This is a genomic window from Blastomonas sp. UPD001 (assembly GCF_003426715.1).
Classification (GTDB): Bacteria; Pseudomonadota; Alphaproteobacteria; order Sphingomonadales; family Sphingomonadaceae; genus Blastomonas.
Genome location: NZ_QKVT01000001.1, coordinates 958,244 through 982,632, shown reverse-complemented (window position 1 = coordinate 982,632; position 24,389 = coordinate 958,244). Strand labels below are relative to the sequence as shown.

The 24,389-nt window shown below is 64.6% G+C and carries 29 protein-coding genes, 1 tRNA gene and 1 other RNA gene; 23 read left to right on the top strand and 8 right to left on the bottom strand.

The genetic code is table 11. From position 1 onward, the window contains the following. The first annotated feature begins 25 nt into the window (after window positions 1-25). Complete coding sequence (locus tag DM995_RS04815) at window positions 26-1,030, top strand: alpha-ketoacid dehydrogenase subunit beta (RefSeq protein WP_066275415.1); 1,005 nt, start codon at window positions 26-28, stop codon at window positions 1,028-1,030. A gap of 5 nt (window positions 1,031-1,035) precedes the next feature. Beyond that, window positions 1,036-2,313 carry a dihydrolipoamide acetyltransferase family protein gene (locus DM995_RS04810; RefSeq protein WP_116968667.1) on the top strand — a complete coding sequence of 426 codons (1,278 nt, stop codon included), beginning with the start codon at window positions 1,036-1,038 and terminating at the stop codon, window positions 2,311-2,313. A gap of 124 nt (window positions 2,314-2,437) precedes the next feature. On the opposite strand, the gene DM995_RS04805 is transcribed toward DM995_RS04810, so the two are convergent. After that, window positions 2,438-2,905, bottom strand: a complete 468-nt coding sequence (locus DM995_RS04805) for a DUF11 domain-containing protein (protein WP_116968666.1) — start codon at window positions 2,903-2,905, stop codon at window positions 2,438-2,440. Between the two features lie 183 nt (window positions 2,906-3,088). On the opposite strand from DM995_RS04805, the gene DM995_RS04800 reads away from it, so the two are divergent. Together DM995_RS04800 and DM995_RS04795 are read left to right on the top strand one after the other, a co-directional pair. Beyond that, on the top strand, window positions 3,089-4,258 hold the full coding sequence (locus tag DM995_RS04800) for an AI-2E family transporter (RefSeq protein WP_023837718.1): 1,170 nt from the start codon (window positions 3,089-3,091) through the stop codon (window positions 4,256-4,258). Between the two features lie 55 nt (window positions 4,259-4,313). Then, window positions 4,314-4,390: transfer RNA gene (locus DM995_RS04795), tRNA-Asp, on the top strand. Window positions 4,391-4,461: 71 nt separating this feature from the next. On the opposite strand, the gene DM995_RS04790 is transcribed toward DM995_RS04795, so the two are convergent. The 5 genes from DM995_RS04790 to DM995_RS21130 all read right to left on the bottom strand — a co-directional run bounded on the left by DM995_RS04790 (window position 4,462) and on the right by DM995_RS21130 (window position 6,068). Continuing rightward, on the bottom strand, window positions 4,462-4,671 hold the full coding sequence (locus DM995_RS04790; RefSeq protein ID WP_116968665.1) for a DUF2842 domain-containing protein: 210 nt from the start codon (window positions 4,669-4,671) through the stop codon (window positions 4,462-4,464). Next, window positions 4,668-5,261, bottom strand: coding sequence for a 5-formyltetrahydrofolate cyclo-ligase (locus DM995_RS04785; protein WP_232824065.1), 594 nt, complete (start codon window positions 5,259-5,261; stop codon window positions 4,668-4,670). Before DM995_RS04785 ends, DM995_RS04790 begins: the two co-directional genes overlap by 4 nt. A 53-nt stretch (window positions 5,262-5,314) precedes the next feature. Further along, window positions 5,315-5,471, bottom strand: a non-coding RNA gene (gene ssrS, locus DM995_RS04780) — 6S RNA. 7 nt (window positions 5,472-5,478) lie between these two features. Beyond that, window positions 5,479-5,856 (bottom strand): cell division protein ZapA, encoded by a 378-nt coding sequence (locus DM995_RS04775; RefSeq protein ID WP_116968664.1) that lies wholly within the window; start codon window positions 5,854-5,856, stop codon window positions 5,479-5,481. A gap of 5 nt (window positions 5,857-5,861) precedes the next feature. Further along, on the bottom strand, window positions 5,862-6,068 hold the full coding sequence (locus DM995_RS21130) for a hypothetical protein (protein WP_157973077.1): 207 nt from the start codon (window positions 6,066-6,068) through the stop codon (window positions 5,862-5,864). A 198-nt stretch (window positions 6,069-6,266) separates the two neighbouring features. On the opposite strand from DM995_RS21130, the gene tkt reads away from it, so the two are divergent. The 5 genes from tkt to thiE are packed head-to-tail and all read left to right on the top strand — an operon-like array spanning window position 6,267 to window position 12,125. Next, the gene (tkt, locus tag DM995_RS04770) at window positions 6,267-8,240 is read left to right on the top strand and encodes a transketolase (protein ID WP_116968663.1); all 1,974 of its coding nucleotides are present in this window, start codon (window positions 6,267-6,269) and stop codon (window positions 8,238-8,240) included. A gap of 47 nt (window positions 8,241-8,287) precedes the next feature. Then, on the top strand, window positions 8,288-9,295 hold the full coding sequence (gap, locus tag DM995_RS04765; protein WP_116968662.1) for a type I glyceraldehyde-3-phosphate dehydrogenase: 1,008 nt from the start codon (window positions 8,288-8,290) through the stop codon (window positions 9,293-9,295). Between the two features lie 35 nt (window positions 9,296-9,330). Then, the gene (locus DM995_RS04760) at window positions 9,331-10,521 is read left to right on the top strand and encodes a phosphoglycerate kinase (protein WP_116968661.1); all 1,191 of its coding nucleotides are present in this window, start codon (window positions 9,331-9,333) and stop codon (window positions 10,519-10,521) included. A 52-nt stretch (window positions 10,522-10,573) separates the two neighbouring features. Beyond that, window positions 10,574-11,473, top strand: a complete 900-nt coding sequence (locus DM995_RS04755; protein ID WP_116968660.1) for a fructose bisphosphate aldolase — start codon at window positions 10,574-10,576, stop codon at window positions 11,471-11,473. A 4-nt stretch (window positions 11,474-11,477) separates the two neighbouring features. Then, window positions 11,478-12,125, top strand: coding sequence for a thiamine phosphate synthase (gene thiE, locus DM995_RS04750; RefSeq protein ID WP_116968659.1), 648 nt, complete (start codon window positions 11,478-11,480; stop codon window positions 12,123-12,125). On the opposite strand, the gene DM995_RS04745 is transcribed toward thiE, so the two are convergent. Then, window positions 12,066-12,278: a hypothetical protein gene (locus DM995_RS04745; protein ID WP_157973076.1), complete on the bottom strand. Its 213-nt coding sequence runs from the start codon at window positions 12,276-12,278 to the stop codon at window positions 12,066-12,068. The genes thiE and DM995_RS04745 overlap by 60 nt on opposite strands. A 251-nt stretch (window positions 12,279-12,529) precedes the next feature. Here DM995_RS04745 and efp point away from each other — a divergent pair, with 251 nt between their 5' ends. Continuing rightward, complete coding sequence (gene efp / locus DM995_RS04740) at window positions 12,530-13,093, top strand: elongation factor P (protein ID WP_023837707.1); 564 nt, start codon at window positions 12,530-12,532, stop codon at window positions 13,091-13,093. Between the two features lie 14 nt (window positions 13,094-13,107). Continuing rightward, a complete protein-coding gene (locus tag DM995_RS04735; protein WP_023837706.1) occupies window positions 13,108-13,926 on the top strand; it encodes an inositol monophosphatase family protein in 819 nt (272 codons plus the stop codon). Window positions 13,927-14,050: 124 nt separating this feature from the next. Here DM995_RS04735 and DM995_RS04730 read toward each other — a convergent pair whose 3' ends face one another. Then, a complete protein-coding gene (locus tag DM995_RS04730; protein ID WP_157973075.1) occupies window positions 14,051-14,530 on the bottom strand; it encodes a YbjN domain-containing protein in 480 nt (159 codons plus the stop codon). Window positions 14,531-14,750: 220 nt separating this feature from the next. Between DM995_RS04730 and ndhC the strand changes: the two genes are divergently transcribed. From ndhC to DM995_RS04675, 12 genes are all read left to right on the top strand, one after another. Next, window positions 14,751-15,116, top strand: a complete 366-nt coding sequence (gene ndhC / locus DM995_RS04725; RefSeq protein ID WP_060979695.1) for an NADH-quinone oxidoreductase subunit A — start codon at window positions 14,751-14,753, stop codon at window positions 15,114-15,116. After that, on the top strand, window positions 15,086-15,679 hold the full coding sequence (locus DM995_RS04720) for a NuoB/complex I 20 kDa subunit family protein (protein WP_232824063.1): 594 nt from the start codon (window positions 15,086-15,088) through the stop codon (window positions 15,677-15,679). The genes ndhC and DM995_RS04720 overlap by 31 nt, the downstream gene beginning before the upstream one ends. A 61-nt stretch (window positions 15,680-15,740) precedes the next feature. Further along, on the top strand, window positions 15,741-16,475 hold the full coding sequence (locus DM995_RS04715) for an NADH-quinone oxidoreductase subunit C (RefSeq protein WP_023837702.1): 735 nt from the start codon (window positions 15,741-15,743) through the stop codon (window positions 16,473-16,475). After that, window positions 16,475-17,710, top strand: coding sequence for an NADH-quinone oxidoreductase subunit D (locus DM995_RS04710; protein ID WP_446654075.1), 1,236 nt, complete (start codon window positions 16,475-16,477; stop codon window positions 17,708-17,710). Before DM995_RS04715 ends, DM995_RS04710 begins: the two co-directional genes overlap by 1 nt. 26 nt (window positions 17,711-17,736) lie before the next feature. After that, a complete protein-coding gene (locus DM995_RS04705; protein ID WP_116970332.1) occupies window positions 17,737-18,042 on the top strand; it encodes a nuclear transport factor 2 family protein in 306 nt (101 codons plus the stop codon). Next, window positions 18,042-18,713 (top strand): NADH-quinone oxidoreductase subunit NuoE, encoded by a 672-nt coding sequence (gene nuoE, locus DM995_RS04700; RefSeq protein WP_116968657.1) that lies wholly within the window; start codon window positions 18,042-18,044, stop codon window positions 18,711-18,713. Before DM995_RS04705 ends, nuoE begins: the two co-directional genes overlap by 1 nt. Then, window positions 18,710-18,880: a hypothetical protein gene (locus DM995_RS21680; protein ID WP_198669254.1), complete on the top strand. Its 171-nt coding sequence runs from the start codon at window positions 18,710-18,712 to the stop codon at window positions 18,878-18,880. The genes nuoE and DM995_RS21680 overlap by 4 nt, the downstream gene beginning before the upstream one ends. Next, the gene (gene nuoF / locus DM995_RS04695; protein ID WP_116968656.1) at window positions 18,877-20,178 is read left to right on the top strand and encodes an NADH-quinone oxidoreductase subunit NuoF; all 1,302 of its coding nucleotides are present in this window, start codon (window positions 18,877-18,879) and stop codon (window positions 20,176-20,178) included. Before DM995_RS21680 ends, nuoF begins: the two co-directional genes overlap by 4 nt. Continuing rightward, entirely contained in the window at window positions 20,175-20,810 is a 636-nt protein-coding gene (locus DM995_RS04690; protein ID WP_157973074.1) for a hypothetical protein, read from the top strand. The genes nuoF and DM995_RS04690 overlap by 4 nt, the downstream gene beginning before the upstream one ends. 29 nt (window positions 20,811-20,839) lie before the next feature. Further along, window positions 20,840-21,442, top strand: a complete 603-nt coding sequence (locus DM995_RS04685; RefSeq protein WP_232824061.1) for a hypothetical protein — start codon at window positions 20,840-20,842, stop codon at window positions 21,440-21,442. Continuing rightward, complete coding sequence (nuoG, locus tag DM995_RS04680; protein WP_116968653.1) at window positions 21,435-23,453, top strand: NADH-quinone oxidoreductase subunit NuoG; 2,019 nt, start codon at window positions 21,435-21,437, stop codon at window positions 23,451-23,453. Before DM995_RS04685 ends, nuoG begins: the two co-directional genes overlap by 8 nt. Beyond that, window positions 23,450-24,389 (top strand): complex I subunit 1/NuoH family protein (locus DM995_RS04675; protein ID WP_232824060.1); only part of this gene is annotated, 940 nt, incomplete at its 3' end. The genes nuoG and DM995_RS04675, both read left to right, overlap by 4 nt.

Below are 24,389 nucleotides of genomic sequence, written 5' to 3'. Positions count from 1 at the left end.
CGAGGCTCAGAGCGACACCCGCACTATGAACATGATCGAGGCGATCAACAGCGCGCTCGACGTGATGATGGAGCGCGACGACAATGTCGTCATCATGGGCGAGGATGTCGGCTATTTCGGCGGCGTCTTCCGCTGCACTGCGGGCCTGCAGAAGAAATACGGCAAGACCCGCGTGTTCGATACGCCGATCAGCGAATGCGGTATCGTCGGCGTCGCGGTCGGCATGGGGGCCTATGGGCTGCGTCCGGTGCCCGAGATCCAGTTTGCCGACTATATCTATCCCGGCATCGACCAGCTGATCTCCGAAGCGGCGCGGCTGCGCTATCGCTCGGCGGGCGAATATATCGCGCCGATCACGGTGCGCTCGCCCTTTGGCGGCGGCATCTTCGGCGGCCAGACGCACAGCCAGAGCCCCGAGAGCCTGTTCACCCATGTCGCGGGGCTCAAGACGGTGATCCCGTCGACCCCCTATGACGCCAAGGGACTGCTGATCTCGGCGATCGAGGACAATGACCCGGTCATCTTCTTCGAGCCCAAGCGCATCTACAACGGTCCGTTCAGCGGCTATTACGACCGCCCGGTCGAACCCTGGTCAAAGCATGCCGCGTCCGCCGTGCCGACCGGCCATTATCGCATCCCGCTGGGCAAGGCGAATGTGGTGCGCGAAGGCGAGGGGCTGACCATCCTGGCCTATGGCACCATGGTGCATGTCGCGCTTGCCGTGGTCGAGGCGAACAAGGTCGATGCCGAGGTGATCGACCTGCGCACGCTGCTGCCGCTCGATATCGAGACGATCGAGGCCTCGGTGAAGAAGACCGGGCGCTGCCTGATCGTGCACGAGGCGACGCGGACCAGCGGGTTCGGTGCAGAACTCTCCGCGCTGGTGCAGGAGCGCTGCTTCTACCATCTCGAAGCGCCGGTCGAGCGCGTCACCGGCTTCGACACGCCCTATCCGCACAGCCTCGAATGGGCGTATTTCCCTGGCCCGATCCGCATCGGTCGCGCCATTGCCAAGATCATGAAGGACTGACGCTGATGGCCACCTATACCTTCAACCTGCCCGATATCGGCGAAGGCATTGCCGAGGCGGAAATCGTGGCGTGGCACGTCAAGGTCGGCGACCGGGTCGAGGAAGACGGCCGCATCGCCGACATGATGACCGACAAGGCGACGGTCGAGATGGAATCGCCGGTCTCGGGCGTGATCCGCAAGGTCGCCGGGGCCGAGGGCGACGTGATCGCGATCGGATCGATGCTGGTCGAGATCGAGACCGAGGGCGAGGCGGTGGATGCTCCTGCTCAAGAGGAAGCCGCACCTTCGCCGGAGGTGATCGAGGCCGAGACGCCCAAGGCGCCGCCGGCTGAGGCAGCGGCTCCTGCACCTGCTCCGAGCGCCGCGCCGGTTGTGCCCAAGGCGGCTTCCGGAGATGGGCCCCTGCCTTCGCAGGCGAGCGATCATGGTGGCGAGAAGGTGCTTGCATCGCCCGTGGTGCGGCAGCGCGCGCGCGATCTCGGGATCGATCTGGCCAAGGTGCGCCCGGCAGAGGGCAACCGCATCCGCCATGCCGATCTCGACGCCTATCTGAATTTTGGCGGCACGCGCGCCGGGCCTGGCCGCGCAGCGGACGAGGAGATCCGCGTCATCGGCATGCGCAAGCGCATCGCGCAGAACATGGCCGAATCGAAGCGCCATATCCCGCACTTCACCTATGTCGAGGAAATCGACGTGACGAAGATGGAGGAGATGCGCGCGGAGATGAACGAATCGCGCGGGTCCAGGCCCAAGCTGACCGCGCTGCCGATCCTGATCGCCGCGATCTGCAAGACGCTGCGCGAATACCCGATGCTCAACGCGCGCTACGACGACGAGGCCAATGTGGTCACCCGCTTCGGCGCGGTGCATCTTGGCATCGCCACGCAGACCGATGCCGGGCTGATGGTGCCGGTGCTGCGCGGGGCCGAATCCTTAAGCGTATGGGACATGGCGAGCGAGATCGCGCGGCTGGCCGAGGCGGCGCGCAGCGGCAAGGCGAAGAGCGAGGAGCTGTCGGGCTCGACGCTGACGCTGACCTCGCTTGGGCCGCTCGGCGGGATTGCGACCACGCCGGTGATCAACCGGCCCGAGGTCGCGATCATCGGCCCGAACAAGATCGTCGAACGGCCGATGGTGGTCGATGGCGCGGTGGTCATCCGCAAGATGATGAACCTGTCCATCTCGTGCGATCACCGGGTAGTCGACGGCTATGACGCCGCCAGCTTCGTCCAGGCGCTCAAGCGCCGGATCGAGACGCCGATCTACATCTTCGCGGATTGAATTGAGCCTGAAGGCTCTGTGTCGTCACCCCCGCGGATGCGGGGGCCCTGCTTTTTCGTGAACGTCTGCTAGCAAGCGGGATTCCCGCGTTCGCGGGAATGACGGCCGACTGGTTTTCCAGAATCTAGCGCACGATCGCCCGGAACGTCACGCGCCGCGTTTCGCCCTGCATCAGCGTGTCGCCGACGCGCCAGCGCAGGTGCGTGACGTCTTCCGGATTGGCCGGGCGCCAGCTGCCATTACCGAGCGATACGCGCAGCGCTCCGAGCTGGCCCCAGCTGCGGCCGCCGTCGATCGAGACCAGCTCGCTGCCATCGACGGTCTCGTCGAGCCGCACGGTGCGGGGCAGGGGGTTGGTCACGGTAAAGCCCTGCACGGGGCGGTTGCCGGTGTTGCGATATTCGACGACATAGATCAGCCGTTCGCCCGGGCTGACCTGGCGCGCGGGTTCCAGTCGCACGCGGCGTGCGCCGGTGCCCTGCGGATCGATTCGCTCCACGAAAATGGAAGCCTTGGTCATGACATCGCTCGATGCCAGGGCCGCGCCAGGCATCAGCATGGCGGTCAGCGCGAGTGCGGTGCGCAGAAGCATTCAATTCCCCGATTTGCCCCCGCCGGGATAGGTCCGGCTGACAGGACGGGTAAGGCGGACCTTCCAACATATGGTTAACGCGTTCGCAGGAAAGAGGAATCGCCGGCGCCGGATTGTGCGCTGGCGCGCGGGCAGATATAGCCCGGAAACAGCCCGGTTTTCGGGCCGAGGGCCCAGTCGCGCATGTCTTTACCCCCTTCCGATCGCACGGTAACCGATGAACTCCGGCGTGACCGCCTGCTGGCGGCGCTCGCCCTGATCGCAGGCGTGGCGCTGTTCCTCGCCTTTCCCTTCGCGATGCGCGCCGGGGCGGAATTCTTCCTGCCGCTGGCGGTGGCGATCGTGCTGTCGATCGCGCTGGTGCCTGCGCTCGAATGGATGGAGCGGCGCGGTCTGCCCTCGATGGCGGCGGCGTTCCTGTGCCTGGTGCTGTTCCTGACGATCGCCAACGGCGCGCTCGCGGTGATCGTGGTGCCCGCGACCGACTGGTTCCTGCGGCTGCCCGATCGGATCCCCAAGATCATGGAGAATCTCGCGCCACTGATCGATCTCTATTCGGACCTGCAGAAATTCGTCGACGATACGACACGGCTGGTGTCGGGATCGATGGTCAAGGCGCAGGCGGCGGCGACCGCCTCGCCCGAATCGCTGCTCGACCTGTTCGCCAGCGCCGCGCCCGCCGTCGCGCTGCAAATGGCGTTCGTTATCCTGCTGATCTTCTTCTTTCTCGCCGGCTGGACCAAGCTTCGCGAGAACGCGATCAACAGCCGCGGCAGCTTCACCGGCGCGATGGCGACCGCGCGCGTCATCCAGAATGTCGTTTCCGCAACCTCGGCGTACCTGACCACCATCACCGTCATCAATCTGCTGCTCGGCCTGTCGGTGGGCATCGTGGTGTGGATGCTCGGCATGGAATCGCCGGCGATGTGGGGCGGCATCGTCGCGCTGCTCAATTTCATCCCCTATCTGGGGCCGGTGCTGGCGGCCATTCTGCTGGCGCTGGGCGGGCTGATGAGCTTCGGTGACCTGGGCACCGCGCTCATTCCCGCCAGCGTCCAGATCGTGTTCCATCTCGTCGAGGCGAATCTGATCACGCCGGCGGTGCTGGGGCGCCGCCTGACCATGAACCCGCTGCTGATTCTGGTGTCGCTGAGCTATTGGGCGTGGGTGTGGGGCACGACCGGTGCGCTGCTGGCGGTGCCGCTGCTGATCATCATCCAGACCGTCGTGGCGGCTGCGGGCAAGCCGGACATTGCCGGATTCCTGTTCGAATCGGGCACGCTCACGCGGCAGCCGCGCGACCCCGAAACCGCTGCGACCGAGCCGCTTTCGCCGGTTCGGGGGAAAAATTGAAAGAGGCTGTTGACAGGCGGCGAGACCGCTTCTAGTGGCAGCGCTCCAACGCGATGCGGGTGTAGCTCAGTTGGTTAGAGCGCCGGCCTGTCACGCCGGAGGTCGCGGGTTCGAGCCCCGTCACTCGCGCCATTGGTCTGGTGATAGATCACCGCAATGGTCACCTGCATGCGTTGGAAATCATTCGAAAATCGGTGAAGCGATCAGGCCCGCCAGCGGCCTGTTTCCATCCAGATCATCAGCGGCCGCATCGGCGCGATCCAGACGATTCCGGCGATGCAATAGATCACCGACTGGACCGCGATGTGCCAGTTGCCGATCACGCTCGAAAAACTGGCGACGATCACCGCCCAGACGGTGATGATGCCTAGGATCGCGAAAATGCCCACGGGCTTGCGCATGGTCGGCTTCATGGCAGAACTCTCTCGTTGATCGGCAGCAGCACCTGCTGCTCGGTGATGACCGCGTCGAGCGGCATGTCGTGCGCGTCGGTCGGCACGGCATCGGCCTGTTGCACCGTCCAGGCCAGACCGATTCGCCGCGTGCGGGGATGCGCCGCGCACCAGCCGTCGTAATGGCCGCCGCCCTGGCCCAGCCGACCGAGCGCCGAATCGAACGCGACGAGCGGCATGAACAGCGCATCGGGCACCACTTCGGGCATCGCCCTGTGCGGCTGCGGCCCCCAGGAGCCCCTTTCCAGCGTCTCTTCGGAGCCGGTCCACAGGCGGAAGATCATGGGTCCTGCATGCTCGGGCGTCCAGGGCAGGGCGATCATCTTGCCCATGTCGAGCAGGTGCATCGCATAACGCTGAGTCGGAACCTCGCCAGGCACGGCATGGTACAATCCGACCACCTCCGCCGCCTCGATCAGCGGCAGGATGGCGCGCGGCGGACGGCCGAAGATAAGGGCACGATGGGTCTGCGGAAGCGCCTGCCAGTGCTGAAGGCGCGCGGCGCGCATCGCCCGCCGCATCTCGCGCTTCTGGCTGATGATGTCGGTCAAGCGCGCACCCTTAAGTCTCTGGAAGGAAAGGGGGGCCCGCCTTTCGGGCACCGGTTGGAACCGCCTCGGCCGTTTGCTGGAATATCCTCTGACGCCAGTAACGTCAGGTGGGCGCCGTGTGCCTCTGGCCGGAGCCAGGACAGGGACAGCTCCCTTGGAAGATGTATCGCCTCAGGGATGTTCTCTGCAGCTCGTACCAGGCAGTCCCGTCAATGATCTAGGACGCGGCGCCGTGGTTCTCAAGCCCCGCCGCCAGATTCTCGATCCGTTTTGCCAGCTTCTCGATCGCGCGCGCGGCCAGCTCGGTATCGTTGTCGTGCGCCAGCAGATCACCCTGTTGCGGCGCGGCGGGCTCGGCCTGGGCGGCCTTGGCCGCGAGCGCCTCGGCCGCGCGGTCCTGCGTCTCGGCAAGTTCATCGGCCAGCAGCAGCCCGGCAAACAGCAGCGTCCGCGTCTCGGTGAGCCCGCCGGTCGCGCTCGCCTTGCGCGCCGCCGCGTCGAGCATGGCGCCAAGCCGCGCGAGATGCTGTTCCTCGCCCGGCTGGCAGGTGACGCTGTAGAGACGTCCGGCAATGGTGAGGCGCATATCGGGCATGGCGGTTACTCCGCCCTGGCCAGCAGCGCATCCATCCCGGCCAGCGCCTCGGCGGCGGCGGCCTTGAGCTGCGCATGACGCTCGATCAGCTCGTCGCTGGCGGCGATGGTGTGCGATTGAAGGTTTTCGGCGAGACCGACATGCGCCGATTCCAGCCGTGACAATGCTCGCTCCAGTTGTCCGATAGCAAGGATAAGTCGTTCATTTGCCATGGAATGAGCTTATCAACAAATGCCGCAAAAGCAACGTTTGGTCAAAGCGGGGCTTTTGCGGAACTTGACGCGGTGCACCATGGACACCAAAGGGTGACGCCAAAGCCGACTCGGCCTGCGCATTTGCATATGCAAAATCCTGTTTTCGCGCAGGCATCTAGGCTCTGATCGAGGATCAGCAGGGAGTTTCAAGGGGCGATGTCCGTTCAGTTTCAAGATCTCGCCAACGCCATTCGCGCCTTGTCGATGGATGGTGTTCAGGCCGCAAACAGCGGCCATCCCGGCATGCCGATGGGCATGGCCGATGTCGCCACGGTGCTGTTCGGCGAATATCTGAAGTTCGATGCCAGCGCGCCCGACTGGGCCGATCGCGACCGCTTCGTGCTGTCTGCCGGGCATGGATCGATGCTGATCTACTCGCTGCTGCATCTCACCGGCTATGCGCGCCCGACGATCGAGGACATCCGCAATTTCCGTCAGTTGCACAGCCCATGTGCGGGTCACCCGGAGAATTTCGAGCTGCCCGGCGTCGAGTGCACCACCGGTCCGCTGGGCCAGGGCCTGGCGATGGCGGTCGGCATGGCGATGGCCGAGCGGCACCTGAACGCCGAATTCGGCAGCGACCTGGTCGATCACCGCACCTGGGTAATCGCCGGCGACGGCTGCCTGATGGAAGGCATCAACCACGAGGCGGTGGGCCTTGCCGGACATCTGAAGCTCGGCCAGCTCAACGTGCTGTGGGACGACAACCGCATCACCATCGACGGCGCGACCGACCTGTCGACCAGCGAGGACATCCGCGCGCGTCATGCTGCGGCGGGCTGGCATGTCGTCGATTGCGACGGCCATGACCCCGAATCGATCCGCGCCGCGCTCGATGCCGCGATCGCCGATCCGCGCCCGTCGCTGATCGCGTGTGCGACGGTCATCGGCAAGGGGGCGCCCAACAAGCAGGGTACCTCGGCGACACACGGATCGCCGCTGGGCGCTGCCGAAGTCGATGCCGCGCGCGCGGCGCTGGGCTGGCAGCACGCTCCGTTCATCGTGCCTGACGACATTCGCGATGCATGGAAGGCCTTTGGTCAGCGCGGGGCTGCCGAGCATTCTGCATGGGCAGAACGTCTCGCCGCGTCGGACAAGGCCGCCGAGTTCAAGCGCCGCATGGCGGGCGAACTGCCCGCAGGGTTCAGCCTGTCGCAGCATGTCGCGAGCCTGCTCGCCGAGCCGCAGAAGGTCGCGACGCGCAAGGCGTCCGAACTCGCGCTCGAAGCGATCAATCCGCGCCTGCCCGAAACCATCGGCGGCTCTGCAGACCTTACCGGATCGAACAACACCAAGACCGCAGGGCTCGGCGTCTTCAACGCGACCAACTATGCCGGCCGCTATGTCAATTACGGCATCCGCGAATTCGGCATGGCGGCTGCGATGAACGGCCTCGCGTTGCACGGCGGGGTCATCCCCTATGGCGGCACCTTCCTGGTGTTCGCCGATTATTGCCGCGCCGCGATCCGCCTGTCCGCGCTGCAGCGCCAGCGGGTCATTTATGTGATGACGCATGACAGCATCGGCCTGGGCGAGGACGGACCGACCCACCAGCCGGTCGAGCATGTCATGAGCCTGCGCATGATGCCCAATCTCCTGACCTTCCGCCCCGGCGACGCGGTGGAAACGGCAGAATGCTGGGAGCTGGCGCTGCAGTCCGCCTCCGCCCCGAGCGTGCTTGCGCTGACCCGGCAGAACCTGCCGCAGTTCCGCCGTGTCGAGGCCGAGGGTAACCAGTGCGCGCGCGGCGCCTATCGCATCAAGACCGCGGGCAACAAGCGCCAGGTGGTGCTGATCGGCACGGGTTCGGAAGTGTCGCTGGCGCTCGCTGTCGCCGACCAGCTCGAAGCGGCGGGCATCGGTGCGGATGTCGTGTCGATGCCGTGCTGGTCGCTGTTCGACGCGCAGCCCGAGAGCTACCGCGCCGATCTGCTGCCCGCCGATGTCCTCAAGGTGTCGATGGAAGCTGGCGTGACCTTCGGTTGGGAACGCTATGTCGGCCGCGACGGGCTGGCCTTCGGGATCGACAGCTTCGGCGCATCGGCCCCGGCTGAGGCACTGTTCGACCATTTCGGCCTCACGCCCGACAAGATCACTCCCGCCGTGCGCGCCGCACTGGGGCAGGGTTGAACTGGGGCTGACCCCAAACACAACGAATTGGAAGCAGGAGAATTCCCATGGCAGTCAAGGTTGCAATCAACGGTTTTGGCCGCATCGGCCGTCTGGTCGCGCGCGCGATCCTGGAGCGCACCGACCATGATCTGGAGCTGGTCGCGATCAACGATCTGGGCGATGCCAAGGCCAATGCCCTGCTGTTCAAGCGCGACAGCGTCCATGGCGCCTTCCCCGGCACGGTGAGCGCCGAAGGCGACAGCATGATCGTCAACGGCAAGGCGATCAAGGTGACTGCCGAGCGCGACCCCGCCAAGCTGCCGCATGGCGAGATGGGCGTCGATATCGCGCTCGAATGCACCGGCTTCTTCGCGGACAAGGCCAAGGCGAGCGCGCATATGACCGCAGGTGCCAAGCGTGTGCTGATCTCCGCCCCTGCCACCGGCGCGGACAAGACCATCGTGTTCGGCGTCAACCATGACGTGCTGACCGCCGACGATCTGGTCGTCTCGAATGCCAGCTGCACCACCAACTGCCTCGCGCCGATGGCCAAGGTGCTCAACGATCTGGTCGGCATCGAGCGCGGCCTGATGACCACGGTGCACAGCTATACCAACGACCAGAAGATCCTCGACCAGATCCATGGCGACATGCGCCGCGCGCGTGCCGCCGCGATGTCGATGATCCCGACCACCACCGGTGCCGCGCGCGCGGTGGGTCTGGTGCTGCCCGAGCTCAAGGGCAAGCTTGACGGATCGGCGATCCGCGTGCCGACCCCCAATGTCAGCCTGGTCGACCTCACCTTCACCCCGGGCCGCGACACCACGGTCGAGGAAATCAACGGCGCGCTCAAGGCCGCGGCCGAAGGTCCGCTCAAGGGCGTGCTCGCCTATACCGACGAGCCGCTCGTCTCGATCGACTTCAACCACGATCCGGCCAGCTCGACCATCGACAGCCTGGAAACCGCGGTAATCGACGGCAAGCTCGTCCGCGTGATCAGCTGGTACGACAACGAATGGGGCTTCTCCAACCGCATGGTCGATACCGCAGGCGTGATCGCCGGGCTGATCTGATCGCGGCAGACAAGACAAGGAGAGGACGCCAGCGCATGTTCAAGACCCTCGATGACCTGATTGCCGACCGCCACGGACTGGCGGGCAAGCCCGTCCTGGTTCGCGAAGACTTGAATGTGCCGATCCACGAAGGCCGGGTGTCCGACGACACCCGGCTGCGGGCGGCGATGCCGACGCTGGCGGAACTCGCCGATCACGGCGCCAAGGTACTGGTGCTCGCGCATTTCGGCCGCCCCAAGGGCAAGGTCGATCCCGAGTTCACACTGCGCCCGATCGCGCACGCGCTCTCCGACGTGATGGGCCGTCCGGTCGGCTTCCTCGAATCGCCCGATCGTCACGCAATCGACGTGCTCGATCCGGGCAGCATCACCGTGCTCGAGAACAGCCGCTTCTTCCCCGGCGAGGAGAAGAACGATCCCGTGCTGGCGAAGCAGATGGCAGCGCTCGGCGATTTCTATGTCAACGATGCCTTTTCCGCGGCGCACCGCGCGCATGTGACCACCGAAGGGCTGGCGCATGTGCTGCCCGCCTTTGCCGGTCGGCAGATGGAGGCGGAGCTGAAGGCGCTCGAAGCCGCGCTCGGCAAGCCCGAGCACCCGGTTGCGGCGGTGGTCGGCGGATCGAAGGTTTCGACCAAGCTCGACGTGCTGACCAACCTGGTCGGCAAGGTCGATCATCTGATCATCGGCGGGGGCATGGCCAATACCTTCCTCGCCGCGCGCGGGGTCGATGTCGGCAAGTCGCTGTGCGAGCATGATCTCGCCGATACCGCCAACGCCATTCTCGACGCCGCCGATGCTGCAGGGTGCACGGTGCACCTGCCCTATGACGTGGTGGTGGCCAAGGAATTCGGCGCGAACGTGCCGTGCCGCACCGCCAATGTGCACGAGGTCGAGGCCGACGAGATGATCCTCGATGTTGGCGCGGCGGCGGTTGAGGCCTTGTCCGACGTGCTCAAGACCTGCCGGACTCTGGTCTGGAACGGTCCGCTCGGCGCGTTCGAATATCCGCCGTTCGACACCGCGACCGTCGCGCTCGCGCGGACCGCGGCCGCGCTGACCCGCGAGGGCACGCTGGTCTCGGTCGCGGGCGGCGGCGATACCGTGGCGGCGCTCAACCATGCCGGTGCGGCGGACGATTTCTCCTTTGTTTCAACCGCTGGCGGCGCCTTCCTCGAATGGATGGAAGGCAAGGAACTGCCCGGCGTCAAGGCGCTCGAAAGCTGAGCGCCGATCGGCAACCATCAACCAATAAGCCTAAAATCAGGGAAGAGTGACCATGACCGACACCGCTGTTTTCAATGAGATGCTGGCCAAGATCGAATCGGGCCAGGGCTTTATCGCCGCGCTCGACCAGAGCGGTGGTTCGACGCCCAAGGCGCTCAAGGGCTATGGCATCGAGGACGGCGCGTGGAGCAATGACGAGGAAATGTTCGCGCTGATCCACGGCATGCGCAGCCGTATCGTCACCTCGCCCTGCTTCAACGGCGAAAAGGTGATCGGCGCGATCTTGTTCGAGCGCACCATGGACGGAGAGGCCGGCGGCAAGCCGGTGCCCGCCTTGCTGTGGGAGCGCGGCGTGGTGCCCTTCCTCAAGGTCGACAAGGGTCTGGAAGACGAAGCCGACGGCGTGCAGCTGATGAAGCCGATCGGCGGTTTGGGTGACCTGCTCGATCGCGCCAAGGGTCTGGGCATCTTCGGCACCAAGATGCGTTCGGTGATCAACTCGGCATCGGAAAGCGGCATCGCGGCGATCGTCAAGCAGCAGTTCGAGGTTGCGAGTGAAATCCTCGACCACGGCCTCATCCCGATCATCGAGCCCGAAGTGAACATCAAGAGCGAGACGCGCGCCCAGTGCGACGAAATCCTCAATGCAGAGCTCAAGAAGGCGCTCGACGCGCTGCCCGAAGGCCGCCGCGTGATGCTCAAGCTCTCGCTGCCTGCGCAGCCGGGCCTGTTCGCCGATCTGGTCGCACACCCGGCGGTGGTCCGCGTCGTTGCGCTGTCGGGTGGTTTCAGTCGCGCCGAAGCCTGTGTCGAGCTGGCAAAGAATCCCGGCGTGATCGCCAGCTTCTCGCGCGCTCTGCTCAACGATCTCAAGCACCAGATGAGCGATGAGGAATTCGATGCCTCGCTCGGCGGCGCGATCGACGAGATCCACGCCGCATCGGTGGCCTGATCGCATGCCTGACCCCGGTTGCCAGCTCTATCTGATCTCCCCGCTCGATGTCGGCGGGGATTTCCCGGATCGGCTTCGCGCGGCGCTGGAGGCGGGGCCGGTGGCGGCGTTCCAGTTCCGGGTCAAGGATATCGACCAGCATGCCGCCGCGCGGCTCGCCGCGCCGCTCCAGGCGATCTGCGCCGAGCAGGACTGCGCCTTCATCGTCAATGACAGCATCGCGCTCGCCAAGCGGCTCGGAGCGGATGGCGTGCATCTGGGGCAGGGCGATGGCGATCCGCGCGAGGCGCGCGATGTGCTGGGGCGTGACGCGCAGATCGGCGTCACCTGCCACAACAGCCGGCATCTGGCTCTGGAGGCAGGGGAAGCGGGCGCTGACTATGTCGCCTTCGGGGCCTTCTATCCCAGCGAGACCAAGCAGGCCAAATATCAGGCCGAGCCCGAGATCCTGCACTGGTGGTCGTCGATGATGGAACTGCCCTGTGTCGCGATCGGCGGGATCACCGTGGCCAATGCCGCGCCGCTGATCGAGGCGGGGGCGGATTTTGTGGCCGTGTCAGCCGGGGTCTGGAACCATGCCGATGGCGAGGCCTCAGCCGTGCGAGAATTCCTTGCGATCATGGCCGAACACCGCCGCACAGACGCGCCCTGAGCTATCGAGCCGGTTGAGATAGCTGACGAAATCCGCCTCGAACTCCTCGACATCGGGCGTGCCTTCGCCGCGCCCCGAATGCGCCGAAGCGATTTCGTTGCGGGTGCGGCCAAAAATGCCGGCGGCGGGCGTCTTGATGCTGAACAATGGCATGATCGTCTAATCCAATCCCCGGCAACGTCATAGCAGCTTTGGGGCTGCAGCTCATCTACTATCTGCAGCTAGTGTTAGATAGGAAGAAACCGTCATGCTGGTGTCATATCGACAGGCGGATGGTGCCGACCGACCAATGCGATACGTCGGTCAGGGTCGCGCCCCGGTGCGCGCCAAAGCGCTTGCCATGCCCGCATCATGCGCCTAGAGGGCCTGTCCATTCCCTGAAATCCAATGGAAACGAGCCTCGCATGAAGATCAGCGGTGTTGATATTCGCCCCGGTAACATTCTGGAATATGAAGGCGGCATCTGGAAGGTCGCCAAGATTCAGCACACCCAGCCCGGCAAGGGCGGCGCCTTCATGCAGGTCGAGATGAAGAACCTGGAAGACGGCCGCAAGACCAATGTGCGCTTCCGCAGCGCCGACACGGTCGAGAAGGTCCGTCTGGACACCAAGGACTTCCAGTTCCTGTTCGCCGATGGCGACAGCTTCGTGTTCATGGACCAGGAAACCTACGACCAGATCACGATCGCCGAAAAGCTGCTGGGTGACGAGGCTGCGTTCCTCCAGGACGGCATGCAGGTGACGCTCGAGCTGTATGACGAGCGCCCGATCTCGGTGCAGCTGCCCGATCAGATCGAGGCGACGATCGTCGAGGCCGATGCGGTGGTGAAGGGCCAGACCGCCTCGTCGAGCTACAAGCCGGCGATCCTCGACAATGGCGTGCGCGTGATGGTGCCGCCGCATATCAGCAGCGGCACGCGCATTGTCGTCGATGTCTATGCCAAGGAATATGTCCGCAAGGCGGACTGATCGGACCTGAATTCATGCCTGCCATTTCTGCCATCATCCGTGTCATGGAAAGCGCCGCGCGCAAGGCCGGCGGCCGCTTGCGGCGTGACTTTGGCGAGGTGGAACATCTCCAGGTCTCGAAAAAGGGCCCGGCGGATTTCGTGTCCAAGGCCGATCAGCATGCCGAGCGCGTGCTGTATGACGAGCTGAGCAAGGCGCGTCCCGGCTGGGGCTTCCTGCTCGAGGAGGGCGGGGACATTCCCGCCGAGCCGGGCAAGCCGCGCTTCATCATCGATCCGCTCGACGGCACCAGCAACTTCCTGCACGGCATCCCGCATTTCGCGATCTCGATCGCGGTGCAGGAACCGGCGCTCGACGGCAAGGGCTGGGGCGAGATCAGCGCCGCGCTGATCTACCAGCCGGTGACCGACGAGAGCTACTGGGCGGAAAAGTCGCGCGGCGCGTGGTTGCACGACCGCCGTCTGCGCGTCTCGGGCCGCCGCAACCTCAGCGAGGCGCTGATCGCGACCGGCATCCCGTTCCTGGGCCATGGCGACATGGCGGAATGGACGCGCATCTTCGGCGCGATCGCGCCCGAGGTGGCCGGCATCCGCCGGTTCGGCGCGGCCTCGCTCGACCTGGCCTGGCTCGCGGCGGGCAAGTTCGACGGCTTCTGGGAAAGCGGTCTCAAGCCCTGGGATGTCGCGGCAGGCATCCTGCTGGTGCGCGAGGCGGGCGGTTTCGTCACCGATTTCCGCGGCGGCAGCCAGCCGATCGAGCGCCAGCAGGTGATCGCGGGCAACGATGCGCTGCACTCGCGGCTGCACAAGCTGCTGGTCGGCGCGTTGCGCTGAACCTTCGTTTCAGGCACTTCCCCGTCATTCCCGCGAAGACGGGAATCCCGCTATTGGCAGGCATTGTTCGATTGAAGCGGGACCCCCGCTTTCGCGGGGGTGACGATAATCCTTTGGCGAGGGGTCACTCCGTCACGAAACGGCGATATTGCTGCATCTGGTCGAGCCAGACGCTCAGATTCTCGTTGAACACCGCCTGCGGAATGCCGCCCTTGTCGGTATCGACGTCCATCACCAGCACCGGATCGTTGTCGTCGTCGCGATAGGCGCGGACGAAGCGCTTCTTGGCATTCCATTCGTTGAGCTTGTCGAGGCTGAAGCCCTTGCGGTCGTTGAAGCCGAAATAGAATTGCACCGTCGCGCAATTGGCCTTGGCATCGTCGCAGTTCATCAGCGCGATCAGGAACGGCATGTCGTCATAGGCGCTGCGGATATAGGGGTTGCCGTCGCCCTGTTTCAGTTCGCTCGGCAGGCCGCGGGCCTTGAGGACGGCGGCGATGCTGTCTGGCCGCGTGGCGCTGACATTCTGTGCCGATGCGGGCACCGCGCAGACCATTGCCAGTGCCGTTGCCATGCCGAAAACGGCCGATTTCAAACCCTTCATCGTTTCGAGTCCCTCCAAAAGCGGCGCATCCCCCGCGCCGCGCCCCTTGTCTAGCGCTCCCGCCCGGCATGGATTGTGCCGAAAGGCACTGAAAAGCGCAACTTTCGTGTCCTTCCGCCCTGTTGTGCATCGCCGCAAAAAAGGGGGGTCTTGCGGCTTGCGATAGCGGGATTGCTGGCCTAAAGACGCCCGAAGCAACACGCACGAATGGGACGCGCGCATGGCCGAATATCTGCCGATCCTGCTGTTCCTGGCGGTCGCTCTGCTCTTGTCGGTGGCGTTTGTCTTCCTGCCGATCGGGGTGTCGCGGCTCACAGGAGCGCACAAACCTACTGTCGCCAAGCTGAGCGAATATGAATGCGGCTTCCCCGCGTTCGAGGATTCGCGCAGCCAGTTCGACGTCCGGTTCTACCTCGTCGCCATCCTCTTCATCATCTTCGATCTCGAAGCGGCGTTCCTGTTCCCCTGGGCAGTCTCGCTCGAACAGATCGGCTGGGCCGGCTGGCTCACGATGATGGTGTTCCTGTTCGAACTCGTCATCGGCCTGATTTACGCATGGAAAGTGGGAGCACTCGATTGGGAGTAAATCCGCAAAATCCGGCGCTCGTCACCGGCACCTCCGGCGCGGTCGTTCCGCCTGCCGGGACGCTGCCTGACGCCGGTTTCTTCAACGACATCAATTCCGAGGTCTCGGACAAGGGCTTTCTTGTCACCTCGACCGAAGAGCTGTTCCAATGGGCGCGCACCGGCTCGCTCTGGTGGATGACCTTCGGCCTGGCCTGCTGTGCGGTGGAGATGATCCATGTCAACATGCCGCGCTACGACATGGAGCGCTTCGGCGTCGCGCCGCGCGCTTCGCCGCGCCAGTCGGACGTGATGATCGTCGCGGGCACGCTGTGCAACAAGATGGCCCCGGCACTGCGCCGCGTCTACGACCAGATGTCCGAGCCGAAATACGTGATTTCGATGGGCAGCTGCGCCAATGGCGGTGGCTATTATCATTACAGCTATTCGGTGGTGCGCGGCTGCGACCGCATCGTTCCGGTGGACATCTATGTCCCCGGCTGCCCGCCGACCGCCGAGGCTCTGCTCTACGGCGTGATGCAGTTGCAGCGCAAGATCCGCCGGGTCGGCACGATCGAGCGCTGATTTGAGTGATGGGCCTGTCGTGGAGGCGGGCCGGAATCGTTACGCACGTTAAGGGACGTACATGGGACATTCGGCGCCACGCTATGCCGTTCTCGATGGCCTGGGCGATGCCGTCGCCGCCACGCTGGGTGACCGGCTGCTGGCGACGCGCTTCACCCAGGGCGAGTATTGCTTCACCGTCCGCCGCGAGGCGGTGGCCGAAGCGCTCGATCTGCTGCGCGACGTCCACGAATATCAGCAGCTGATGGAAATCGCGGGCGTCGATTATCCCGACCGGGCCGAGCGGTTCGAGGTCGTCTATTGCCTGCTGAGCCTGACGAAGAACCACCGCATCCGCGTCGCGTGCACGACCGATGAGGACACCCCGGTGCCCACCGTCACGCATATCTGGGAAGTGGCCGGCTGGCTCGAGCGCGAAGTGTACGACATGTACGGCGTGATCTTTGCCGGCAATCGTGACCTGCGGCGCATCCTCACCGATTACGGGTTTCGCGGCCATCCCTTCCGCAAGGACTTCCCGCTCACCGGCTATAGCGAGATGCGCTATTCCGAAGAGCAGGGCCGCGTGGTCTATGAACCGGTGAAGCTGGCGCAGGACTTCCGCAACTTCGATTTCACCTCGCCCTGGGAAGGCGCGGATTACGTGCTTCCGGGCGACGAGAAATCGCTGGGCGGTCCGCCGCATGCCGATATCCCCAAGACGACCGACAAGCCGTCGGACACCGGCGCTGGCGCGGCCGCCAACAAGGAGGCCGCCAAGCCGAGCGAGAACGCACCCAAGGAGGATAAGGCGTGATGGCCGAGTCGCTTCAGGACATGACCGTCGAGGGTCTGGTCGAACAGGATTCGACCACCGGCGATCTGGAAATCCAGAATTACACGATCAATTTCGGGCCCCAGCACCCTGCGGCGCACGGCGTGCTGCGGATGGTGATGGAGCTCGACGGCGAGATCGTCGAGCGCATCGATCCGCATGTCGGCCTGCTGCACCGCGGCACCGAAAAGCTGATCGAGTACAAGACCTATCTCCAGGCTCTGCCCTATTTCGACCGGCTCGATTACTGCTCGCCGCTGGCGATGGAGTACAGCTATGTGCTCGCGATCGAGAAGTTGCTGAACCTCGAGGTTCCACTGCGCGCCCAGTATCTGCGCGTGCTGTTCGCCGAGCTGACCCGCATCTGCAACCACATGCTCAACCTCGGCGCGCACGTCATGGACGTGGGCGCGATGACACCCAACCTGTGGCTGTTCGAGATCCGCGAGGATTGCCTCAACTTCTTCGAACGCGCCTCGGGCGCGCGCATGCACAGCGCCTGGTTCCGCCCTGGCGGCGTGCATCAGGACGTGCCGCTCAAGCTGCTGACCGATCTGGCAGACTGGCTCGACACCTTCCCCAAGCTGTTCGAGGATTCGATGAGCCTGGTGGTCGACAACCGCATCTTCAAGCAGCGCAATGTCGATATCGCCGTGGTGTCGAAGGACGACGCGGTGCGTTGGGGCTTTTCGGGTCCGATGATCCGCGGCAGCGGCATCCCCTGGGATCTGCGCAAGTCGCAGCCCTATGATGTGTATGACCGGATGGAGTTCGACGTGCCCGTCGGCACGCGCGGCGACTGCTATGACCGGTTCATGGTCCGCGTCGAGGAAGTGCGCCAGTCCGCGCGGATCATGCGCCAGTGCCTCAACGAGATGCCCGACGGCCCGATCGCCTCGCTCGACCGCAAGGTGGTTCCGCCCAAGCGCGGCGAGATGAAACAGTCGATGGAAGCGCTCATCCATCACTTCAAGCTCTATACCGAAGGCTTCCACGTGCCTGCGGGCGAAGTCTATGTCGCCACCGAAAGCCCCAAGGGCGAATTCGGCGTGTATCTGGTCAGCGACGGCACCAACAAGCCCTATCGATGCAAGATCCGTCCGACCGCGTTCAGCCATCTCCAGGCGATGGAGTTCATGAGCAAGGGCCACATGCTGTCCGACGCGACCGCCATTCTGGGGGCGATCGACGTGGTGTTCGGGGAGTGCGACCGGTGATCGAACGGCTGGCCGTGGCTGAGGCGATGATCGCGCATTACAATGCGCAGGATGCCGACGCCTATGTCGCGCTGATGACCGAGGATGCCTGCGAGGCGGGCTATCGCGGCGCGGTGCTGCGCGAGGGACGCGAGGGCGTGCGTTCGGGGCTCAAGGCGATGTTCACCGAGTTTCCGCAGAACCGTGCCGAGATCCTCTCGGGCCATCTGCTTGGCGAGACGGTGGTCCTGCACGAAAAGGTCTCGCGCTCGGCCGATGCCGAGCCGTTCGAGGTCATGTCGATCTACAGTTTTGAAGGCGACAAGGTGTCGCGCGTGGAGTTTGTCCGCTGATGGCTGACGCAGCCCATATCCCCGATGAAGCCGAAACCCGCGCCCGCTGGGGTGCGTTCGCGTTCACCGACGAGAATCTCGCCAAGGCGAAGACGATCATCGCGCGCTATCCCGAAGGGCGCCAGCGCAGCGCGGTGATGCCGCTGCTCGATCTCGCGCAGCGCCAGGTGGGTGCGGAGACGCAGACCCAGGGCTGGCTGCCGGTCCCGGTGATCGAATATGTCGCCGCGATGCTCGACATGCCCTATATCCGGGCCTACGAGGTCGCGAGCTTCTACACGATGTACAATCTCGCGCCGGTGGGCCGCTATCATGTGCAGGTCTGCGGCACCACGCCGTGCCTGCTGCGCGGATCGGATGACGTGATGGCCGCCTGCGCCAACAAGGGCCTCGTCAAGGGCAAGACCACGCCCGACGGCCTGTTCACGCTGACCGAGGTCGAGTGCATGGGCAATTGCGCCAATGCGCCGATGGTGCAGATCAACGACGACAATTTCGAGGATCTGGACTATGATCGCACGATCGGAATCCTCGAGGCTCTGGCAGCGGGCGAGAGTCCCAAGCCGGGCACCCAGATCCCGGGCCGTCACACCAGCGAACCCGAAGGCGGGCCGACCACGCTCAAGCAGATGGTCGATGCCAACCATGACTATCGGGGGGAATGGGGATGACGACGCCGGTCAAGGCCGGGGTCCCGCTGCTCGGCATCATCTTTCTGGCGCTGGCGATCTTCAAGTTCGTCCAGGGCGACGGATGGGTGGTCTGGGCGATTTTGGCGTTTTTGTTCGGCGGTTTCGGCATTTTCAGCCGCAACCGTTCTGGAGGTAATCAGTCGTGAGTCTCGCTGACAAGGATCGCATCTTCACCAATGTCTACGGGTTCCAGCCCTGGAACCTGAAGGCGGCTGAGGCGCGTGGCGATTGGGACAAGACCAAGGACCTGATCGCCTGGGGCCAGGACAGGATCATCGAGGAAGTGAAGGCCTCGGGGCTGCGCGGACGCGGCGGTGCGGGCTTCCCCACCGGCATGAAGTGGAGCTTCATGCCCAAGGAATCGAAAGACGGCCGTCCGAGCTTCCTGGTGATCAACGCCGACGAATCCGAGCCCGGCAGCTGCAAGGACCGCGAAATCCTGCGCCACGACCCGCACAAGCTGATCGAAGGAGCGCTGATTGCCGGGTTCGCGATGCGCGCGCGTGCCGCCTATATCTATGTGCGCGGTGAATATATCCGCGAGGCCGAAGTGCTGCAGGCGGCGATCGACGAGGCCTATGCGGCGGGACTGATCGGCAAGAATGCGGCCAAGTCGGGCTATGATTTCGACGTGTTCGTCCATCGCGGCGCGGGTGCGTATATCTGCGGCGAAGAAACCGCGATGATCGAGAGCATCGAGGGCAAGAAGGGCCAGCCGCGGCTCAAACCGCCGTTCCCCGCGGGTGCTGGCCTGTATGGCTGCCCGACCACAGTGAACAATGTCGAATCGATTGCGGTGGTGCCCACCATCCTGCGCCGCAGCGCCGCCTGGTTCGCCAGCTTCGGTCGCGAGAACAACAAGGGCACCAAGCTGTTCCAGATCAGCGGGCATGTCGAAAAGCCGTGCGTGGTCGAGGAAGCGATGAGCATCCCGTTCCGCGAGCTGATCGAGAAGCATTGCGGCGGCATTCGTGGCGGCTGGGACAATCTGCTGGCGGTCATCCCTGGTGGGTCGTCGGTGCCGCTGGTGCCCGCCGCGCAGATCATCGACGCGCCGATGGATTTCGACGGGCTGAAGGACGTCGGATCGGGCCTCGGCACCGCGGCGGTGATCGTCATGGACAAGTCGACGGACATCGTCCAGGCGATCAGCCGGATCAGCTATTTCTACAAGCACGAAAGCTGCGGCCAGTGCACGCCGTGCCGCGAGGGCACCGGCTGGATGTGGCGCGTGATGGAACGCATGCGCACCGGCGATGCCGACATCCGCGAGATCGACACGCTGTACGAAGTCACCAAACAGGTCGAAGGGCACACCATCTGCGCTCTGGGCGATGCCGCCGCCTGGCCCATCCAGGGCCTGATCCGGCATTTCCGCCCCGAGATGGAGCGCCGTATCATCGAGAAGCAGGGAACTGGTTCAATGATGGAGGCTGCAGAATGAGGATGTTTGCAAAGGCGACATTGGCCGTGCTGGCCATGGCTTCGATGACGGCTCCGGCGCTGGCGACCGGTGCTGGCTGGTGGAACGTGCCCGACGATGCGGTCAAGGCCGCGCTCAAGCGCACGGCGCTGGGCGGCGCCGACACGATGCGCGCCTTTGCCCTCTGCGCGGTCAAGCGCAATCCCAAATATGTCGAGGCGCTGCTGGCCACGACCCAGGGCAGCCTGGAAGAACGCGCCGCGTCGCGCAGCCTGACCAACGCCAATTTCGACTGCATGCCTTCGGGCGAATTCACGCTGGGCGGTCTTTCGGTGCGCGGTAGCCTGGCCGAAGCGATGTTCTGGACGCGCTACGCCTCCGCCGATGTCGAAGCGCTCAAGGTGCGCAGCGACGAGAAGGGCGAGAAGGAGCGCTTTGCCGATTGCGCCGCCGATGGCAGCCTCGATGAAGTTCGCGCGCTGATCGCCACCGCGCCCAAGAGCAACGACGAAGGCGCGGCGCTTTCCGCGCTGATGCCGCGCCTGCGCGAATGCATCGCCAAGACCAGCTTCAGCTCGATGGACAATGCCTCGGCGCGTTCGCTAATGGCAGAGGCGCTGTATCGCGCGGCCAAGCGCGGTGCGGTGAGCTGATCGCCATGGCGCGCCTTGGTCTTTCCCTCTTGGCAGCCGCAGCGCTCTCCGCTCCCGCAATGGCGGGTGCGGCAGAGCCTGCGTTGGTGCCCAAGCAGCAGGTGGTGTCCGAATTCGCCGCCTGTGTGCTGAAGCAGCAGCCCGAGCGCGTGCGCGCGCTGCTGGCGAGCGAGCAGGGAAGCGACGAGGAACGCAGCGTGGCCAAGCGTCTGATGGAAGGCACGGCCAGTTGCACGCGCGGCCGCGCCTTCATCACCATGCGAACCGGCGAGGCACGCGGTGCGCTTGCTGAAGCCGCGCTCAAGGCCGATGCGGCGCTGGCGCAGCATGCCGAAGGCCTCGCTGCGCAGGACGTGGCGCGTCCCACCGAAACTACCGGACGACAGTTCGTCATCGCCTATGGCCAGTGCCTCGCTTCACGTTCGCCCTCTCAGGCGCGCGCGCTGATCGCGACCGACTATGATTCGACAGCTGAGCGCGATGCGATGATGGGCTTCGATGCCGCGCTGAAGGACTGCATGCCGACCGGGCTTGCCTATCAGATCAACATCCGCGACGTGCGCAACCACGTCGCCTCTGCATTGTACGACCGGGCGCTGGCCGCATCCGGTGGTGGAGACAAGAATGCCTAAGCTTACCGTCGACGGGATCGAGGTCGAAGTCCCCCAGGGTGCGACCGTGCTGCAGGCCTGCGAGGCTGCCGGCAAGGAAATCCCGCGTTTTTGCTATCACGAGCGGTTGAGCATCGCCGGCAACTGCCGCATGTGCCTGGTCGAGGTGAAGCCCGGGCCGCCCAAGCCGCAGGCGAGCTGCGCGCTGCCCGCCATGGACAATCAGGAAGTCCGCACCAATAGCGACATGGTGAAGAAGGCGCGCGAAGGCGTGATGGAATTCCTGCTGATCAACCATCCGCTCGACTGCCCGATCTGCGATCAGGGCGGCGAGTGCGACCTGCAGGACCAGTCGGTCGCCTATGGTCGCGGCGGATCGCGCTATGACGAGAACAAGCGCGCGGTTACCGAAAAGTATATGGGCCCGATCATCAAGACGGTGATGACTCGCTGCATCCACTGCACCCGTTGCGTACGCTTTGCCGAGGAAGTGGCCGGTACCGAGCAGATCGGCGCGATCGGTCGCGGCGAGAACATGCAGATCACCAGCTATCTCGAAAAGGCGGTTTCGTCCGAACTTTCGGGCAATGTCATCGACCTGTGCCCGGTCGGCGCGCTGACCTCGCGCCCCTATGCCTATGAGGCGCGGCCGTGGGAGCTCAAGAAGACGCTCGGCATCGACGTGATGGACGCGGTCGGCACCAATATCCGCTTCGATAGCCGGGGCAGAGAAGTGCTGCGCGTGCTGCCGCGCGTCAACGACGACGTCAACGAGGAATGGGCGCACGACAAGACCCGCTATGCGGTCGATGGCCTGATGCGCCGCCGCCTCGACAAGCCCTATGTCCGCCGCGAAGGCAAGCTGGTCCCTGCGAGCTGGGCCGAGGCGTTCCAGGCGATCGCCGACGTGAACGCTGGCTCCAGCGTGGCGGCAGTCGCGGGCGACCTGCTCGATTGCGAAACGATGTTCGCGGCGCGCGAGCTGCTGGCCAAGATGGGCTCGACGCTGATCGAGGGGCGCCAGACCGGCCTGAAATATGACGTTTCGAACCTCGCTGCGGTCAATTTCAACTCGACGCTCAACGGCATCGAGACCGCCGACGCGATCCTGCTCGTCGGTACCAACCCGCGCTGGGAAGCGCCGCTGGTCAACACGCGCATCCGCAAAGCGATCAAGCACGGTGCCAAGGTCTATGCCATCGGCGCCGAGACCGACCTGACCTACAAGGTCGAATGGCTCGGCAACGACATGAGCCTGCTCGCGAAGCTGCCCAATGCGGTCGCTGACGCGCTGAAGGGTGCGAAGCGCCCCGCGATTATCCTGGGCGGCGGTGCGCTGGCCGTCGAGGGCGCACATGGCGCGGCACTCGCGCTGGCCGAGAGCTTCAATCTCGTCCGCGACACCGAGGACGGTCGGTGGAACGGCTTCAACGTGCTGCACATGGCGGCCTCGCGCATGGGTGGTCTGATGCTCGGCTGGGCGCAACCGGGCGGGATCGCCGATCTCGTCGCGGCCAGGCCTAAGCTGCTGTTCGCGCTGGGTGCGGACGAAGTCGATTTCGGCAAGTTCGACGGCAGCTTCAAAGTGTTCGTCGGCCATCATGGCGACAAGGGCGCGGCAGCGGCGGATGTCATCCTGCCGTCAGCGGCCTATCCGGAAAAGAACGGCACCTATGTCAATGTCGAGGGCCGGGTGCAGATGAGCGACAAGGCCGTGTTCGCGCCGGGCGACGCCCGCGAGGACTGGTCGATCCTGCGCGCACTGTCCGAAGTGCTGGGTCACAAGCTGCCCTTCGACAGCTTTGCCGAATGCCGCGCAGCAATGATCGCGGCGGTTCCTGCGCTCGGAGTTGAGGGTCTGGCGAGCTTCGACTGGTCGCCGCCCAAGCTCGCCGCCAGCCCTTCGGGCGAGGCCGGCTATCCGATCAAGGATTTCTATCTCACCAACGCCATCGCGCGCGCCTCGGCGACGATGCAGCGCTGCTCGGCTGAACTGCTGCACGGCGAAGAGATGCTGGAGGCCGCAGAATGACCGAGTTTTTCCAATCTGCACTGGGCACCGGCTGGGGCTGGTTCGTCGCCAATCTCATCCTGATCCTGCTGATCGCGCTGCCGGTGATGCTGTCGGTGGCGATCGTCATCTATTTCGACCGCAAGATCTGGGCGGCGATGGCGCTGCGGCGCGGGCCGAACGTCGTGGGCCCCTTCGGCATCCTGCAGAGCTTTGCCGATGCGGCGAAGGTTTTCCTGCAGGAAACCATCATTCCCTCGAGCGCCAACAAGGGCCTGTTCCTGCTTGCGCCGATCATCACCTTCACCGTGGCATTGCTGAGCTGGGCGGTGATCCCGTTCGACCAGAACATGGTGCTGGCCGACATCAATGTCGGCTTGCTCTACATTCTCGCGGTGAGCTCGCTCGGCGTGTACGGCGTGGTGATCGCCGGCTGGGCGTCGAACTCGAAATATCCGTTCTTCTCGGCGCTGCGTGCGTCGGCGCAGATGATCTCGTACGAGGTCTCGATCGGCTTCATCATCGTGACCGTCGTGCTGTGGACCGGCAGCTTCAACCTCAACTCCATTGTCGAGGGGCAGCGCGGCCACGGTCTGGGCTTTATCAACTGGTACGGCTTCAACCTGCTGCTCTTCCCGATGGCGGTGATGTTCCTCATCTCGTCGCTCGCCGAAACCGCACGCGCGCCGTTCGACCTGACCGAAGCGGAGAGCGAGCTGGTCGCAGGCTATCAGACCGAATATTCGTCGATGGCCTTCGCGCTGTTCTGGCTCGGCGAATATGCCAACGTGCTGCTGATGTGCACGCTCAACGCGGTGCTGTTCTGGGGTGGCTGGCTGCCGCCGGTCGATTGGGCGCCGCTCTATGCCGTGCCGGGGATCTTCTGGCTGATCCTCAAGATTTCGGCCTTTTTCTTCATCTTCAGCTGGGTCAAGGCGACCGTTCCCCGGTACCGTT